We start from the raw sequence: 16448 nt of genomic DNA on the forward strand, positions 1-16448 counted from the left end.
GGATACTGTGGGGCGTGCCGAGCCGGAGCGAAGTCCCCAGCCTCAGCGTTGTCATCCCCGTCTTCAACGAGCCCGACTGGATCGGCCGGTCCGTCGGCGCGCTGCGCACGGCGCTGGACAACGCCGGGTGGGACGCGGAGATCATCGTCGTCGACGACGGCAGCACCGACGACACCCCGGCCAAGCTGGAGCAGCTGCCGGTCACCGTGCTCAGCCAGGCCAACGGCGGCCGGTTCGCGGCGCGGCTCGCGGGCATCCACAAGGCCTCCGGCGAGCTGGTGCTGCTGCTGGACAGCCGGGTCGTGCTCGGCGCGGACTCCCTGGTGTACCTGCGCGACCAGATCCTGGCGCACCCCGAGCGCACGGTGTGGAACGGGCACGTCGAGTCCGACGACCCGAGCAACCCCTACGGCGCGTTCATGGCGGGCCTGGTGTCCGTGGCGTGGCGGCGGTACGTGGGCAACCCGCGCCTGACCTCGTTTACCGCCGAGGACTTCGACCTCTACCCCAAGGGCACCGGCCTGTTCCTCGCGCCGCGCCGGCTGCTGGAGCAGGCGGCGGTGTCGTTCTCCTCGCTGTACGACGACGTCCGGATGGCCAGCGACGACACCCGGATGCTGCGGTTCGTCGCCGAGCAGGGCCCGATCCACATCTCGCCCGGCTTCCACGCGCTCTACCACAGCCGCGACGCGCTGCCGAAGTTCGTCAAGCACGCCTACTTCCGGGGCAGCACGTTCGTCGACGGCTACCTCGACTCGCCCGGCCCGGTCCGCAACGCGGCCTTCGCCGCGGCGGGCGTCGGCGTCGCGGGCCTGGTGCTGGCGGCCCGCCGCCCGAAGACCGCGGTGGCCGTGGCCGCCGCCGGTTCGGTCGCGGCCGGCGTGGTGGTGCGCAAGCTCGGCGGCAGCAAGGAGCAGGCGACGGCGGTGGCCAAGCTGCTGCCCCTGTTCGCCGCGTGCTTCGGCGCGGGCGCCGTGCGGGGCCTGCTGATGGCGCTGCGCAAGCGGCTCGGGCGGTGAGTGCGGCGCCCGCGGCGGGCCGGTCCCTGGGCACCGTCGGCATCGCGACGCTGGTCGCCGCGGGCCTCGGGTACCCGCTGCTGATCGTCGCCGGCCGGGTGCTGTCCGAGGCCGACGCCGAGGTGTTCCTGGTGTTCTGGGGGCTGCTGTTCGGCGCGGGGTCGGCGTTGTCGCCGGTCGAGCAGGAGGTGTCCCGGCAGGCCGCCCTGGCGGACGTGGAGGGGCGCCGGACCGGGTTCGCGGCCGTGCAGGCGATGGCGGTGTGCGCGGTCGGCGTGGCGGTGCTGGGCCTGGTGGTGATGCTGCCGCCGGTCAGTTCCCGGCTGTTCGGGGACGCGGGGCTGGTCGCGGTCGTGACGGCGGCGGGCGCGCTGGGGTTCGCCGCCCAGTTCGGGGTGCGCGGGCTGCTCATGGGGCACCGGCGGATCACCCCCTACAGCCGGCTGGTCGTGGCCGAGGCGCTGGTCCGGGCGGTGCTGCTGGGCGGGTTCGTGGTGGCCGGGCTCAACGACCTGCTGCCGCTGACCGTCGCGGTGGCGGTCGGGTCGTTCGCGTGGCTGGTCTTCGCGCGCGGCGCGTGGACGTCGGTGGACCTGCGCGAGGGCCGCGAGCCGTGGGGCGTGGTGCTGCGGCGAATGTTCGTGCTGGTGCTGAGCGCCGGACTGACCGCGAGCGTGCTCACCGGGTACCCGGCGATCGTCAAGCTGTTCAAGTCGCCCACCGAGGCGGACACGCTGTCCGCCCTGTTCTTCGCGCTCACCGTGGCGCGGCTGCCGCTGCTGCTGCTGTCGCCGGTGCAGGCGATGGCGGTGCCGACCGTGGTGCGGCTGTCGGTGGACGAGGATGGCCGGCGGCGGTTGCGCGGCCTGCTCGCCAAGGGCGCGGCGGTGGCCGTGGCGGTGGCGGCGGTCGGTGCGGCGCTGGGCGCGTTGGTCGGGCCGTGGGCGGTGCGGCTGCTGTTCGGGCCGGCGTACGTCGTCCAGCCGTGGGCCGTCGCCGGGCTGGTGTGGTCGTCGCTCGTGCTGGGCGCGGTGATGCTGCTCGCGGCCGTCCTGGTGGCCCGCAAGCAGGGCGGCGCGGTGCTCGCGCTGTGGGCCGTCGTGGCCGCGTTGAGCGTGCTCGTGCTGTGGCTGTCGCCGGGCGGGATCGTGGTGCGGGCGGTGCTCGGACTGGTCGTCGCGCCCACCGCCGGACTCGCGGTCGGGGCGTGGCTCGTCCTACGGGAACGCGCCGACGGGCCGGTTGGACCGGGTCGTTAGGCTTTGCCCGTGTCTGACTCGGTCGACCTGCGTCGAGTGCTGGTCGTTCTCCCGGCGCTGAACGAAGAGAACAACATCGACAAGATCGTCGCCGAGGTGATGGCCGAGCTGCCCGACGCGGGCGTGCTGGTGGTGGACGACGGCTCCACCGACCGCACCGCCGCGCGGGCGCGGGAAGCCGGCGCGCACGTCGCCCGGCTGGCGGTGAACCTCGGCGTCGGCGGCGCCATGCGCACGGGCTTCCGCTACGCGGTGCGGCACGGCTACGACGTCGTCGTCCAGGTCGACGCCGACGGCCAGCACAACCCGGCCGAGGTCCCCGAACTGCTGCGCGCCCTGGGCGAGGCCGACCTGGTCATCGGCGCGCGCTTCGCCGGCAAGGGCGACTACAAGGCCCGCGGCCCGCGCCGCTGGGCGATGAAGGTCTTCTCCCTGGTGCTGTCCTGGATCTCCGGCCAGAAGCTCACCGACGTGACCTCCGGCTTCAAGGCCGCCGGTCCGCGCGCGGTGGCCCTGTTCGCCCGCCACTACCCGGCGGAGTACCTGGGCGACACCCTGGAGTCCCTGGTCATGGCCGTCCGGGCGGGTCTGCGGATCCGCCAGGTGCCGGTGGCGATGCGCATGCGCGCCGCAGGCATGCCGAGCACGTCCCCCGTCAAGTCCGCGGTGTACCTGCTGCGCGCCACCCTGGCGCTGCTGCTCGCACTGATGCGCCGCAAGCCCGCCGCGGGCTCGCACGAAGCGGCCTGAGGAGGTCGGTCCCATGCCCGAGTGGCGGTTGCTCAGCATCGCGCTGGCGGTGTTCGTGCTGGTCGTGGTCATCGAGATGATGCGGCGCCGCAAGCTGCGCGAGAAGTACGCGGGCCTGTGGCTGGTCGTGGGCACCGGCGTGGTGGTGTTCGGCGCGGTCCCGGGCCTGCCGTCCTGGTTCGCGGACCTCACCGGCATCCAGCTGGCGGCGAACTTCCTGTTCGCGGCGGCCTTCGTGGTGCTGCTGTTCGTGGTGTTGCAGCTGAGCAGCGAGGTCGGCCACCTGGAGGAGGAGGTGCGCACCACGGTGGAGGAGATCGCCCTGCTCCGGTGCGAGCTGGAGGACGTGAAGCGGGAGCTGGAGCAGAAGCTGGAAGACGCCCGCCGCTCCTGAGCGCTTCGCTTTCTCGTTCAAGCGACGCGCTTCGCGCTCTCAACCGAACGCGCTGCGCGCTCTCGAGATTAAAAGCGCCTCGCCGCCGGGCAGGCCGCCAAGGATGGACACAAGGGCAGGGCTTCTCGCTCGTGCCGTCCCCGCATGGCCTGGCGGAGCCAACCACAGATTTCCCGGGTGCCGCTGAAAACTTTTGCTCGTTCCTCGCAAAACTTTTCGGCCGCACCCGGAAATCTGTGGTAGCCCTTCGGGCGGGCCATACGGGGATGACACGAGCAAGAAGCCCGGGGTGGGTGTGGGCTCGGAGCCCTGCCGGGCGCTGCGCGCCGAAGAGCGCGGCGCCGGGCGCGGGGGAGGACCTCAGCCGACGACGGGGTGGCGGTGGTCACAGTCGGTCGCTGCCGTACCCTCGGGTGCCGTGAGCTTCGCAGGATATGACCTGATCGTGGTCGGTTCCGGCTTCTACGGCCTGACCGTCGCCGAGCGTGCCGCCAGCCAGTTGGACAAGCGCGTGCTGGTGCTGGAGCGGCGCGAGCACATCGGTGGCAACGCCTACTCCGAGGCCGAGCCGGAGACCGGGATCGAGGTGCACCGCTACGGCGCGCACCTGTTCCACACGTCCAACAAGCGGGTGTGGGACTACGTCAACCAGTTCACCGAGTTCACCGGGTACCAGCACCGGGTCTTCGCGATGCACAAGGGCGTCGCCTACCAGTTCCCGATGGGCCTGGGCCTGATCACCCAGTTCCTCGGCCGGTACCTCACCCCCGACGAGGCCCGCGCCTGGGTCGCCGAGCAGGCCTCCGAGATCGACTCCAAGGACGCCACCAACCTGGAGGAGAAGGCGATCTCGCTGATCGGCCGCCCCCTCTACGAGGCGTTCGTCCGCGACTACACCGCGAAGCAGTGGCAGACCGACCCGAAGGAGCTGCCCGCCGCGGTCATCAGCCGGCTCCCGGTCCGCTACACCTTCGACAACCGGTACTTCAACGACACGTACGAGGGCCTCCCCAAGGACGGCTACACGGCGTGGCTGAAGAACATGGCCGACCACCCGAACATCGAGGTCCGCCTCAACGTCGACTTCTTCGACGTGAAGGACCAGATCCCCGAGGGCACCCCGATCGTCTACACCGGCCCGGTGGACCGGTACTTCGACTACACCGAGGGCAGGCTCGGCTGGCGCACCCTGGACTTCGAGCAGGAGGTGCTGCCGACCGGCGACTTCCAGGGCACCCCGGTGATGAACTACAACGACGCGGACGTGCCGTTCACCCGCATCCACGAGTTCCGGCACTTCCACCCGGAGCGCGAGTACCCGACCGACAAGACGGTCATCGTGCGCGAGTTCTCCCGGTTCGCCAAGGAGGACGACGAGCCGTACTACCCGATCAACACCGCCGAGGACCGGGCCAAGCTGGAGCGCTACCGCGAGCTGGCCAAGCGGGAGGCGGCGGAGCACAACGTGCTGTTCGGCGGTCGCCTGGGCACCTATAAGTACCTCGACATGCACATGGCGATCGGGTCGGCGCTCACCGCGTTCGACAACAAGATCGCCCCGCACCTGACCGACGGCGCCCCGCTCGACGGCAGCCTGGACTGAGCGGACTCCGGTGGCGCGGTATCGTCGCAGCTGACCGCGCCACCGGGAATCCCCGGTGGTAGTCCACACCGCATCCCGAACCGTGTCGTTGGTTCGTCGGAGGAACAGCACGTGACCGAGCACAGTACCCGTGGCGGCATCGACCCGAGCACGGTGCTCCAGCGGATCATCCTGCCCCGGGACGAAGACCCGCTGGACGTCCGCCCGCTCTACCTGGACGAGCCGGAGAACGTGCACTCGCACGTCTCCTCCCGCCGCGAGGTCACCGTGCCCGCGTCGGCCAAGGTGTCGTTCGCCTCGTACTTCAACGCGTTCCCGGCCAGCTACTGGAAGCGCTGGACGGTCGTCGAGGAAGTCGTGCTGCGGATGCGGCTGCGCGGCGAGGGCCGCGTGGACGTGTACCGGTCCAAGCCCAACGGCGACCCGATCCACCTCGACGGGCGGGCCGTGCGGTCGGCGAAGGGCTGGGTGGACGTCGAGTTCCGGATCGGGCTTAAGCCGTTCGAGGACGGCGGCTGGATCTGGTTCGACGTGTTCACCGACGACCACACGCTGGAGATCGGCGAGGCGGCCTGGACCACGGACGTCGAGCTGCCCGCGCAGAAGGTCGCCATCGGCATGACCACCATGCGCCCGGTGGACGCCATCATCGCGCTGCGCGCGCTGGGCGAGGACCCGGCCGTGCTGGACGTGGTGCAGAAGGTGTTCGTCGCCGACCAGGGCGCGGTGAAGGTGCGCGACACCGAGGGCTACGCCGAGGCGGTCCGGCTGCTCGGCGACAAGCTCGAAGTGATCGAGCAGGACAACCTGGGCGGCTCCGGCGGGTTCACCCGCGGCCTCTACGAGGCGATCGAGCACACCGACGTCGACCAGATCATGCTCATGGACGACGACATCCGGCTGGAGCCGGACGCGGTGCTGCGCTCCAACGCGTTCGCCCGCGCGGCGGCGCAGCCGGTCATCGTCGGCAGCCACATGCTCAACCTCCAGGCCCGCGCCCGGCTGCACAGCATGGGCGAGGTCGTGGACCTGGGCACGTGCTTCTGGCGCGCCGCGCCGGGCGCGGTGACCGACCACGACTTCGGCAGCCAGTCGCTGCGCGCGACCGAGGAACTGCACCTGCGCATCAACTCCACCTACAACGGCTGGTGGATGTGCCTGTTCCCGCGCGAGGTCGTGCAGCGCACGGGGTACCCGCTGCCGCTGTTCATCAAGTGGGACGACGCCGAGTACTCGCTGCGCGCCCTGGAGAACGGCTACCCGACGGTGTCGCTGCCGGGTTCGGCGGTCTGGCACATGCCGTGGACCGACAAGAACGACGCCACCGACTGGCAGGCGTACTTCCACACCCGCAACCGCCTGGTCATGGCCGCGCTGCACAGCCCGTACGACGTGCGGTCGACGCTGGCGAAGCAGGGCATCAAGCTCACCCTGCGGCACCTGCTGTCGATGGAATACTCGACGGTGGCCGTGCAGCAGAAGGCCATCGAGGACTTCCTGGCCGGGCCGTCGCGCCTGTTCGACTCCCTGCGCACGGCGTTGCCGGAGATCCAGGCCCTGCGGAAGGGCTATGCGGACGCCCAGGTCCTGCCGTCGGCCCGGAAGTTCCCGCCGCCGACGTTCGACATGGTCCGCGCCGAGGCCATGCTGACGCCGCCGACCAACCCGGCCGTGAAGGCTCGGGAGGCGGCGAAGGCGCTGGTCCACAACCTGCGCTCGCCGGAGCCGGCCACGGCGGACCGGCCGCAGATCAACGTGCCGTCGGCGGACGCGCGGTGGTTCCTGCTGGGCAACCTCGACAGCGCCACCGTGTCGAACGCGGACGGCAGCGGGGTGGCGTTCCGCAAGCGCGACCCGAAGGAGTTCAAGAAGCTCATGGCGCGGGCCGTGCGGAACTACCGCCGGTTGAGCCAGGAATGGCCCCGGATGAAGCAGGTCTACCGGGACGCGCTGCCCGAGCTGACCTCTGTCGAGGCGTGGCGCAAGGTTTTCGAGAACTAGGTAGAAGCTCGACAAAAACGCGCGGCGCCCTCCAGGTCGCCGCGCGTTTTTGTGCCCGAATGCGATTCCGTCGACAGCGGACGGTTACTTCCGGAAGAACTTCTCCTGCCGGCCCTGGCGGACCAGCTTCACCCATTCGAAGAACGCCTTCGGGTCCCTGCGCACACCGACGAAGTACAGGCCGAAGCGGAAGAACTCCAGCATCCCCAGTTTGCGCATACCCGGCTGGGAGAGCAGGTAGCCCCGGTTGCGGTAGGTGTAGTAGCGCTTGATCGGGTTCTCCGGGTCCTGCGCGTGGAACCGGCCGCCGAGCATCGGCTTGAACTCGTCGGAGCCGTCCGGGTGCAGGTAGGCGACCTTCAGGCTGGTGCCGAACGGCAGACCCGTGCGGACCAGTCGGCGGTGGATCTCCACCTCGTCGCCGCGGAAGAACAAGCGGTAATCCGGGACGCCGATGACGTCGACCGTCGACGCCCGGAAGAGCGCGCCGTTGAACAGCGACGCGATGCCGGGCAGGAAGTCGACGCCCAGGTCCGCGGTGCGGCGCTTCCACGTCAGGCCGCGGCGCAGCGGGAACGCGAGCTTGTCCGGGTGCTCGATGTTGGAGACGACCGGGGACACCGCCGCCAGCCCGCGGCGGTCGGCCTCCTCCAGCAGGACCTCCAGGACGCGGTCGTCGGCCGGGCGGCCGTCGTCGTCGGCGAGCCACAGCCAGTCGGCGCCCAGGGACAGGGCGTGCAGCATGCCCAGCGCGAAGCCGCCGGCGCCGCCCAGGTTGCGGTGCGACGCCAGGTAGGTCGTGGAGATGGGGCACTGCTCGACCAGGTCCTCGACGGGCTGGTCGGGGCCGTTGTCCACGACCACCAGGTGGTCCAGCGGTCTGGTCTGGGACGCCAGGACCTTCAGCGACTGCGCGAGCAGCTCGCGGCGGTGCCGGGTCACCACGACCCCGACCACGGAACCCTTCGGCAATGCGCTGCTCACTGGTCTACTCGCCACCGTTCCCGCTCAGCACCGGCGACTGGCCGATCCGTTCCAGCGTCTCCGGGCTGAGGTGCTCGTAGGGGTCGCGGCCCTTGTAGGTCCGGACGACCTCGCGCAGCGAACCCTGCATCTTGACGCGGCCCTCGTCCATCCAGATCGCGGTATTGCACAGCTCGACGAGGAAGTCGTCGGAGTGCGAAGCGAACACCAGGATGCCGGATCGCTTCACCAGGTCGTTCAGCCGGTCCCGGGCCTTCTCCAGGAACGCCGCGTCGACCGCGCCGATGCCCTCGTCCAGCAGCAGGATCTCCGGGTCGATCGACGTCACGACGCCGAGCGCGAGCCGGACCCGCATGCCGGTCGAGTACGTCCGCAGCGGCATCGACAGGTAGTCGCCCAGCTCGGTGAACTCGGCGATGTCGTCGACCCGCTTCTCCATCTCCTTGCGGGTCATGCCGAGGAACAGGCCCCGGATCATGATGTTCTCGTAGCCGGAGATCTCCGGGTCCATGCCGACGCCCAGGTCGAACACGGGCGCGATCTTGCCCTGGATGCGGGAGCTGCCCCGGGTCGGCTCGTAGATGCCCGCGAGCAGGCGCAGCAGGGTCGACTTGCCCGCGCCGTTGTGCCCGACCAGGCCGACCCGGTCGCCGTGCCGCAGCGAGATGTTGATGTCGTGCAGCGCCTCGATGATCGGGATGCGGCCCTCGGAGCCGATCTTGCCGCCGACCTTGCCCAGGGCGAGCTTCTTCAGCGACCTCGACTTGGCGTCGAAGATCGGGAAGTCCACCGAGGCGTTCCAGACGTCGATGCTGACCATGGTTGACGGCCTCACTCAGACCCAGTAGGAGACGCGGGCACGGTAGTTGCGCAGCGCGACCAGCGCCAGTGCCCAGCCGACGACGGTGAACGCGCCCACGACCACCCAGTGGTGCCAGTCCTGCACCTGGCCGAGCAGCGGGGCGCGCACGATCTCCAGGAAGTGGTACAGGGGGTTGAACTCGGCGATCAGGATCTTCCAGTTGCCGTCGCCCTCGGTGAACTTGTTGAGCACACCCACGTGCCACACGATCGGCGTCATGAAGAAAATCAGGTTGATGAAGCTGTGGATCACCGGCGGGATGTCGCGGAAGCGGGTGCTGATGATGCCGAACAGGATCGCCACCCACACCGCGTTGACCACCAGCAGCGCGAAGGCCGGGATCGCGAGGACGATCGTCCACGAGATGCCGGGGTGGGTGACGACGTCGCCCTCCATCTTGTACTGCTCGGTCAGCGCCGGGAAGAACACCGCCAGCACCACCACGTAGACGGCCAGGTTGTGCACGAAGAACAGCACCTGGCGCCACACCATGCGCAGCACGTGGACGGTCATCGGCGCGGGCAGGTGCTTGATCAGGCCCTCGTTGGCGATGAAGACCTCGGTGCCCTCGGTGACCACGCCCAGGATGAAGTTCCAGACGATGAAGCCGACCGTCACGTACGGGAGGAAGGTGGCCAGCTCCTGGCCGAGCAGCGTCGAGTACAGCAGACCCAGCGCCAGGGCCGTGGTGCCCATGGAGATCGTGATCCACAGGGGTCCGATCACGGACCGCCGGTAGCGCTGCTTGATGTCCTGCCAGCCGAGGTGGCCCCACAGCTCGCGCTGCCGCCACGCGTCGCGCACGTCACCGAACGCCCGCGCGAACGTGCGGGAGTCGGGCGCGGGGGGAACGACAGGTCGGTCGACCGTACTCGTGTGTTGCACGAGTACTGAGACTACCGGCGGCAGGTAGGCCGACCTGCCGCCGGGCTGTCACGGTGCGGTCACCACCGCTCGCGAGCGCATCGCTCGTTCGAGTGGCCGGCCGGTGACTACAGGTACTGGCCGCCGCGCACGTGGCCACCTTCGGACGACTCGGCCGAGGGGCCCGCGGGCAGCGCCCGGCCGCGCATCTGCTCCAACTGCACGCGGGCGGCCATCTGCTGGGCGAACAGGGCCGTCTGGATGCCGTGGAACAGGCCCTCCAACCAGCCCACGAGCTGGGCCTGGGCGATCCGCAGCTCCGCGTCGGACGGGGTGCCGTCCTCGGTGAACGGCAGCGACAGCCGCTCCAGCTCCTCGCGCAGCTCGGGGGCGAGCCCGTCCTCCAGTTCGTCGATGGACCGCTTGTGGATCTCCTTGAGCCGCTGCCGGCTGGCCTCGTCGAGGGGAGCGGCGCGCACCTCCTCCAGGAGCTGCTTGATCATCGTGCCGATCCGCATCACCTTGGCCGGCTGTTCGACGAGGTCGGTGACGTCCTGGCCCCCGTCCTCACCCGCCGCGGGCACCCGCGCGGCCCCCACCGGGGTCCCGTCCGGCCCGACCACCACCACGTGCCGCTCGCTGTCCGCTGCCTCTGTCATGGGTTCAATACTGGACCGATCGGGTGGCCGGCGGTGAACCGGGTTGTGGAACCCCGGTGCCCGCTCTCACCCGGCGGGTATCGAGCGGCCGGCAATCCAATACAGTCGCGGGCATGGCGTTCGACGTCGCACGAGTCCGTGGGCTGTTCCCCGCGCTCGGCGACGGCTGGGTTCACTTGGACGCGCCCGCGGGGATGCAGGTCCCCGAGCAGGTGGCCACGGCCGTCTCCACCGCGCTGCGCGCACCGGTCTCCGGGCCGGGCGGCATCTTCCCCGCCTCCCAACGCGCCGAGGCCATCGTGGACGCGGCCCGGCGGGCGGTCGCCGACCTGGTCGGGGCGGACCCCGCCGGCGTGGTGCTGGGGCCGAGTTCCGCGGTGCTGCTCCAGCGGCTGGCCGACGCGCTGTCCGAGGGCTGGTTCCTCGGCGACGAGGTCGTCGTCTCCCGCCTGGACCACCCGTCCAACATCGCGCCCTGGCAGCGGGCCGCGCAGCGCACCGGCAGCGTGGTGCGGTGGGCCGAGGTGGACATCGAGACGTGCGAGCTGCCCGCCTGGCAGTACGACGAGCTGGTCACCGACAAGTGCAAGCTGGTCGCGGTGACCGCCGCCTCCGGGTCCGTCGGCTCCCGCCCTGACCTGGCCAAGATCGCCCAGGCCGCCCGCCGCACCGACGCACTGGTCGTGGTGGACGCCTCCGCCGCCGCCCCGTTCGTGCCGCTGGACATCACCTCGATGGACGCCGACGTGGTCGCGGTGTCCGCCAACGCCTGGGGCGGCCCGCCGGTGGGCGCGCTGGTGTTCCGGGACCCGTCGCGGCTGGACCTGCTGCCGTCGGTCGCGGTCGAGCCCGGCGCGCGGGGTCCCGAACGGTTGGAGCTGGGCCCGCACGCCTACCCGCTGCTGGCCGGTCTGGTGGCGTCGGTCGAGTACCTGGCCGGTCTGGACGACGCCGCCGTGGGCCCCCGCCGTGAGCGCTTGCTCACATCGCTGTCCTCGGTGAAGGCGTACCAGGCGGGTCTTCTGGCTAATCTCATCAACGAACTGCGATCGCTCCGTCACGTCATGGTGATCGGCGACGCCATGCGGCGGGTCCCGGCGCTGGCGTTCACGGTGGCCGGCGTGAAGTCGACCGAGGGCGTCGAGCACCTGGCCGAACGCGGTGTCTGCGCGTTCGCGGACTCCGGGCAGCACGGCGTGTTCTCGGTCCTGGGGGTGGGCGAGGTCGGCGGCGCGATCCGCGTGGGCCTCGCGCACTACACGAACGCGGTCGAGGTGGACGAACTCGTGCGGGCGGTCGCCGAGCTGGGGTAGCCGGAGGTGTGGTGGACGACGCTCTGTCCCGGGAACTCGCCGACCTCGCCGCACTGCACCGCCTCAGCCCATTGATGAGCGAGTACCTGCCCACCACCCCGCACGAGCTGCGCCCGGCCGCGCTGGCCGCGGTGCTGGACGAGGTCCTCCTGGGGTCGCGCACGGTGCTCGTGGAGTGCGGCTGCGGCGCGTCGTCCGTGCTCCTGGCCCGCATGCTGGCCCGGCGGGGTTTCGGGCACCTGCTGTCCATCGAGCACGACGAGCGCACGGCGGCCTTCGTGGCGAGCCAGCTGCGCCGCGAGGGTCTGGGTCATGTGGCACGGGTCGTCCAGGCGCCCCTGACCCCGCACCCGGCCGCGTTGGGCAGCGCCCAGTGGTACCACCCGCAACTGGTCCACGACGAGGTGTCGGCCTTCGTGGAGCGCTACGGCCTGGTGGACCTGCTCCTCGTGGACGGCCCACTGCTGGGTGACGCCCGCTACCCGGCGCTACCGGTGTTCCGGGGCGTGCTGGCGCCGGGCGCGGCGGTGCTGGTGGACGACGCTGAGCGCCCCGGCGAGCAGACCGTGCTCGTGCGCTGGGCGGAGGAGTTCGCCCTCCGCTTCCGGACCACCCCGCGCACCTTCCTGGCCACCGGCGTGGCCCTGGAGTGACACCCCGGAACCGGCGTGTCGGAACTGGCGTGTCAGAACTTCAGGACCACCTTCCCGAACACGCTGCCGGACTCCAGCGCCCGGTGCGCCTCGGCGGCGTCCCGGACCGGCAGCACCCGGTCCACCACCGGCTTGACCTCGCCGGACGCGATCAGCGGCCACAGCCGGTCGCGGACCTCGGCGACGATGCGGCCCTTGCCGTGCGGGCCGTCCACCGGGCGGAAGCGGAGGCCGGTGCCGGTGATGGACGCGCGCTTGGACAGCAGCTTGCCCAGGTTCAGCTCGCCCTTCACCCCGCCCTGCATGCCGATGACGACGATCCGGCCGTCGGGGTTGAGGGCGTCGACGTTGCGGCCCAGGTAGGCGGCGCCCATGTTGTCCAGGATGACGTCCGCCTCGACCTCGGCGACGAAGTCCTGGGTCTTGTAGTTCACGGTGATGTCCGCGCCCAGCTCGCGGCAGCGTTGCAGGCGCTCGTCGGAGCCGGCGGTCACCGCGACCTTCGCGCCCAGGGCCTTGGCGACCTGGATGGCATGGGTGCCGATGCCGCCCGCACCGCCGTGCACCAGGAACGTCTCGCCCTCGGCCAGCCGCGCGACCATCACGACGTTCGACCACACCGTGCACGCGACCTCGGGCAGCGAGGCGGCCGTCACCAGGTCCACGCCGTCGGGCAGCGGCAGCAGTTGCGCGGCCGGCACGGCGACCTTGGCCCCGTAGCCGCCGCCGGAGAGCAGCGCGCACACCTGGTCGCCGACGTTCCAGCCGGTCACGCCCTCGCCGAGCGCGACGACCGTGCCCGAGCACTCCAGGCCCAGGACCTCCGACGCCCCGCGCGGCGGCGGGTAGTGCCCCTGGCGCTGCAGCAGGTCCGCCCGGTTGACCGCGGTGGCGGCGACGTCCAGCAGCACCTCGCCCGGTCCGGCGACGGGGTCCGGGACCTCGGCCCACTCCAGCACGTCCGGCCCGCCTGGTTCACGAATGGTGATCGCGCGCATGCCTGCAAGGTAATCGGGTGGCACCCGGGCCGCCGCGCCCGCCACCATCGACCCGCATGGAGCCCTGGCCCTACCGCCACCTGGCGTTGCGCACACCCCGCCTCGAACTGCGCCCCGACGACGACGAAGGCCTGCTCGAACTGGTCGACGTGGTCCTCGACGGCATCCACCCGCCCGACGAGATGCCGTTCGGCGTGGAGTGGACCGACGCACCGCGCGACCGCCTCGGGTTCAACGTCGTGCAGTACCACTGGATGGTGCGGTCCGAGCAGTGCCCGGGCCGCTGGGCGGTCAACTTCCTGGCGCGGCTCGACGGTCGGGTGATCGGCGAGCAGACCCTGGTCGGGCACGACTTCGCGATCACCGGCGAGGTGTCCACCGGCTCGTACCTGGGCCGCCGCCACCAGGGACAAGGGCTCGGGACGGAGATGCGGGCCGCCGTACTCATGTTCGCGTTCGACCACCTGAACGCCCGCACGGCCAGGTCCAGCGCTTTCGTGGACAACCCGGCGTCACTGGGCGTCAGCCGCAAGCTCGGCTACCGCCCCGACGGGACCCTCGTGCAGGTCCGCCGAGGTGCCCGCGCCGAGCAGACCCGGCTCCTCCTGGACCGCGCGGACTTCCGCCGCCCCGACTGGGACCTGGCGGTGACCGGGGTCACAGACGCCCTGTGGTTGCTCACGGGCTGAGAACCCGCCGAGTGAGGGATTGATTTCGGCACGTCACCGGGCGAGGGTTCGCCCAATCCGAGTGAAGGGGAAACTCGCTCATGCCAGGTAGAACCCGGATGCGCCGCGCGGCTATCGCCGCGGCGTCCGCGTCCCTCGTCTTCGTGGCCGCCCCGGCCGTCGACGCGGCACCCTCGACGTCGGCCCTGGACGGTCCCGCCCTCGCCCAGAAGCTCACCAAGAACGTGACGCTGGAAGGGGTCAACCGCCACCTGATCGCCTTCCAGCGCATCGCCGACCGCAACGGCGGCAACCGCGCGGCGGGCACCACCGGCTACGACGCCAGCGTCGAGTACGTCGCGGGCAAGCTGCGCGGCGCGGGCTTCGACGTCACCACGCCGGAGTTCACCTACCAGGTGCAGGTGACGGACGCGGCGATCGCCAAGGCGGGCGCCAACACCTACGAGAACATCCCGCTGACGTTCTCCCCGCAGACCCCGGTCGGCGGGCTCACCGGTCCGCTGCGGGTCGTCCCCGAGGACGGCTCGACGGGCTGCGAGGCGACGGACTTCGCGGGCCAGGACTTCACCGGCGGCATCGCGCTGATCCGCCGCGGCGGCTGCACGTTCGACATCAAGCACCGCAACGCCGCCGCCGCGGGTGCGGTCGCGGTGATCATCTCCAACAACGTCGACGGCAGGCTGTCCGGCGTGACCCTGGGCTCGCCGGGCGTCGTCCCGACCGGCGGCGTGTCGAAGGCCGACGGCACCGCGCTGGTCGCGTTCGCCGGGCAGCCGGTGACGGTGGACCTGCGCTACCACTCCGAGGACCGCGTCTCCCGCAACGTGATCGCGCAGACCAAGACGGGTCGCACCGACAACGTCGTGTTCGCCGGCGCCCACCTGGACAGCGTCGCGGCGGGTCCGGGCATCAACGACAACGGCACCGGCTCGGCGGGCCTGCTGGAGACCGCGCTGAAGCTGGGCGGTTCCCCGAAGGTGAAGAACGCGGTGCGCTTCGGCTGGTGGGGTGCCGAGGAGCTGGGCCTGCTCGGCTCGACCGCGTACGTGAAGTCGCTGACGTTCGAGCAGCAGCTGGACATCGCGCTGTACCTGAACTTCGACATGATCGGTTCCCCGAACGCGGGCTACTTCGTCTACGACGGCGACAACTCCGACGGCGTCGGTGCCGGCCCCGGCCCGTACGGCTCGGCGCAGATCGAGAAGGCGTTCGTGGACTACCTGACCGTGGAGAAGCAGATCCAGGTCGAGGGCACGGACTTCACGGGCCGTTCGGACTACGGCGAGTTCATCCGCCAGGGCATCCCCGCGGGCGGCCTGTTCACCGGTGCCGAGGTCCTGAAGACCGAGGCCCAGGTGGCGAAGTGGGGCGGCAAGGCGGGCGTCGCGTACGACCCGAACTACCACCAGGTCGGCGACACCCTCGGCAACGTCGACCGAGTCGCCCTGGACCGCAACTCCGACGCGTTGGCCTGGGTGACCGCGGTGTACGCGATCAGCACGGAAGACGTGAACGGCGTGCCGTCCCGCGCCACCCGCGCCACCGTCCGAGCCGAAGCGGCCCGCACCCCGTCCCTCGACGAACACCACGAGGAACACCACACGCACGACGCGACCGAGTGACCGACTAGCTGTTACCGGACGGGCCGAACCCTCAAGGGAGCGTTCGGCCCGTCCCACATCATCCACGTCAACTCCCGGGCCTCCGGGGACCACATGGAGTCGATGTACCCCCAGTACCCTTCAAGCCCTCTGAGCACGGCATCGGGATGCGGCGCACCATCCACCGGCTCCCCGTCCCAATCAACCCACGACAGAACGTCGAGCAACACCCTGATTCCGACGTTCCGCGCCTGTTCGACCTGGGTGGTCACCGCCATCAGGTAAGGCAGGGCCGGCGCCAACACCGCGTACACGACCCGAGACCGCTGATCCGCCACGGCGCCCACCACCCGGTCGTAGGCCCCTTCCTCTCCTCCAGCCAACGCCCGCAACGCCCCCGGCACGTCATGCCCCCGCCAGTTGACGGCATCCACAGCGGCCCAGAAGACGCCGGTCATCTCCCCATCCCGCACCCACCGCCGCCGAATGGCCTCCCGCGCAAGCGCCTTCTCCAGCCACTCGAGAAACGCGGGCAACCGCGCGTCAACGCTGAAGCAGTCCCGCTCGGTGCCGGCCACATCGGCTTGGAGGTGCGGCCAAAGGATGCGGAACGCGTTGTAGTGCGCCTGCCCTTCACGCTGATCGGGGTGGTCGCGCAGGTACCCGTCGAGGAAGTCGAGGTATCGGCCCATCAACTCGTCCACGAGCCCCCCGACAACTCCGCGGCGAACCGCCCCAACCCCTCCTCCGACGCCCGCGGGTGTCACGTCCACCGCCAGACGCGGACAGGGGCGGCGCG

General features: G+C 70.8%; 16 protein-coding genes. 10 read left to right on the forward strand and 6 right to left on the reverse strand.

All coding sequences use genetic code 11. The features are described from left to right. The first annotated feature begins 14 nt into the window (after positions 1-14). The 6 genes from RIN75_RS03005 to RIN75_RS03030 all read left to right on the forward strand — a co-directional run bounded on the left by RIN75_RS03005 (position 15) and on the right by RIN75_RS03030 (position 7026). Positions 15-1019, forward strand: coding sequence for a glycosyltransferase (locus RIN75_RS03005; protein WP_309110171.1), 1005 nt, complete (start codon positions 15-17; stop codon positions 1017-1019). After that, positions 1016-2278, forward strand: coding sequence for a hypothetical protein (locus tag RIN75_RS03010; protein WP_309110172.1), 1263 nt, complete (start codon positions 1016-1018; stop codon positions 2276-2278). Before RIN75_RS03005 ends, RIN75_RS03010 begins: the two co-directional genes overlap by 4 nt. Before the next feature lie 9 nt (positions 2279-2287). Next, the gene (locus RIN75_RS03015; protein ID WP_309110173.1) at positions 2288-3028 is read left to right on the forward strand and encodes a glycosyltransferase family 2 protein; all 741 of its coding nucleotides are present in this window, start codon (positions 2288-2290) and stop codon (positions 3026-3028) included. A gap of 13 nt (positions 3029-3041) precedes the next feature. Further along, positions 3042-3422 carry a DUF2304 family protein gene (locus tag RIN75_RS03020; RefSeq protein WP_309110174.1) on the forward strand — a complete coding sequence of 127 codons (381 nt, stop codon included), beginning with the start codon at positions 3042-3044 and terminating at the stop codon, positions 3420-3422. Positions 3423-3840: 418 nt separating this feature from the next. After that, positions 3841-5025, forward strand: a complete 1185-nt coding sequence (glf, locus tag RIN75_RS03025) for a UDP-galactopyranose mutase (protein WP_309110175.1) — start codon at positions 3841-3843, stop codon at positions 5023-5025. A gap of 111 nt (positions 5026-5136) precedes the next feature. Beyond that, positions 5137-7026: a glycosyltransferase gene (locus tag RIN75_RS03030; protein WP_309110176.1), complete on the forward strand. Its 1890-nt coding sequence runs from the start codon at positions 5137-5139 to the stop codon at positions 7024-7026. Positions 7027-7110: 84 nt separating this feature from the next. Here RIN75_RS03030 and RIN75_RS03035 read toward each other — a convergent pair whose 3' ends face one another. The 4 genes from RIN75_RS03035 to RIN75_RS03050 form a co-directional block, all read right to left on the reverse strand. After that, positions 7111-8010: a glycosyltransferase family 2 protein gene (locus RIN75_RS03035; protein ID WP_309110177.1), complete on the reverse strand. Its 900-nt coding sequence runs from the start codon at positions 8008-8010 to the stop codon at positions 7111-7113. 4 nt (positions 8011-8014) lie between these two features. Beyond that, the gene (locus tag RIN75_RS03040; RefSeq protein ID WP_309110178.1) at positions 8015-8830 is read right to left on the reverse strand and encodes an ABC transporter ATP-binding protein; all 816 of its coding nucleotides are present in this window, start codon (positions 8828-8830) and stop codon (positions 8015-8017) included. Between the two features lie 15 nt (positions 8831-8845). Next, a complete protein-coding gene (locus tag RIN75_RS03045) occupies positions 8846-9757 on the reverse strand; it encodes an ABC transporter permease (RefSeq protein WP_309110179.1) in 912 nt (303 codons plus the stop codon). A 107-nt stretch (positions 9758-9864) separates the two neighbouring features. Then, complete coding sequence (locus tag RIN75_RS03050; protein WP_309110180.1) at positions 9865-10395, reverse strand: bacterial proteasome activator family protein; 531 nt, start codon at positions 10393-10395, stop codon at positions 9865-9867. A 113-nt stretch (positions 10396-10508) separates the two neighbouring features. On the opposite strand from RIN75_RS03050, the gene RIN75_RS03055 reads away from it, so the two are divergent. Both RIN75_RS03055 and RIN75_RS03060 read left to right on the forward strand, forming a co-directional pair. Then, the gene (locus RIN75_RS03055) at positions 10509-11708 is read left to right on the forward strand and encodes a cysteine desulfurase-like protein (RefSeq protein ID WP_309110181.1); all 1200 of its coding nucleotides are present in this window, start codon (positions 10509-10511) and stop codon (positions 11706-11708) included. A gap of 11 nt (positions 11709-11719) precedes the next feature. Next, a complete protein-coding gene (locus RIN75_RS03060) occupies positions 11720-12361 on the forward strand; it encodes a class I SAM-dependent methyltransferase (RefSeq protein WP_309110182.1) in 642 nt (213 codons plus the stop codon). Between the two features lie 32 nt (positions 12362-12393). Here the strand turns inward: RIN75_RS03060 and RIN75_RS03065 are convergent, their stop codons facing one another. After that, positions 12394-13359: an NAD(P)H-quinone oxidoreductase gene (locus RIN75_RS03065; protein ID WP_309110183.1), complete on the reverse strand. Its 966-nt coding sequence runs from the start codon at positions 13357-13359 to the stop codon at positions 12394-12396. A gap of 56 nt (positions 13360-13415) precedes the next feature. Between RIN75_RS03065 and RIN75_RS03070 the strand changes: the two genes are divergently transcribed. After that, positions 13416-14048 carry a GNAT family protein gene (locus RIN75_RS03070; protein WP_309110184.1) on the forward strand — a complete coding sequence of 211 codons (633 nt, stop codon included), beginning with the start codon at positions 13416-13418 and terminating at the stop codon, positions 14046-14048. A gap of 80 nt (positions 14049-14128) precedes the next feature. Beyond that, positions 14129-15670, forward strand: coding sequence for a M28 family metallopeptidase (locus RIN75_RS03075; protein WP_309110185.1), 1542 nt, complete (start codon positions 14129-14131; stop codon positions 15668-15670). Between the two features lie 11 nt (positions 15671-15681). Here the strand turns inward: RIN75_RS03075 and RIN75_RS03080 are convergent, their stop codons facing one another. Further along, positions 15682-16422, reverse strand: a complete 741-nt coding sequence (locus tag RIN75_RS03080) for a hypothetical protein (RefSeq protein ID WP_309110186.1) — start codon at positions 16420-16422, stop codon at positions 15682-15684. Positions 16423-16448: the final 26 nt, after the last annotated feature.

This window comes from Saccharothrix sp. (assembly GCF_031180885.1).
Classification (GTDB): Bacteria; Actinomycetota; Actinomycetes; order Mycobacteriales; family Pseudonocardiaceae; genus Actinosynnema.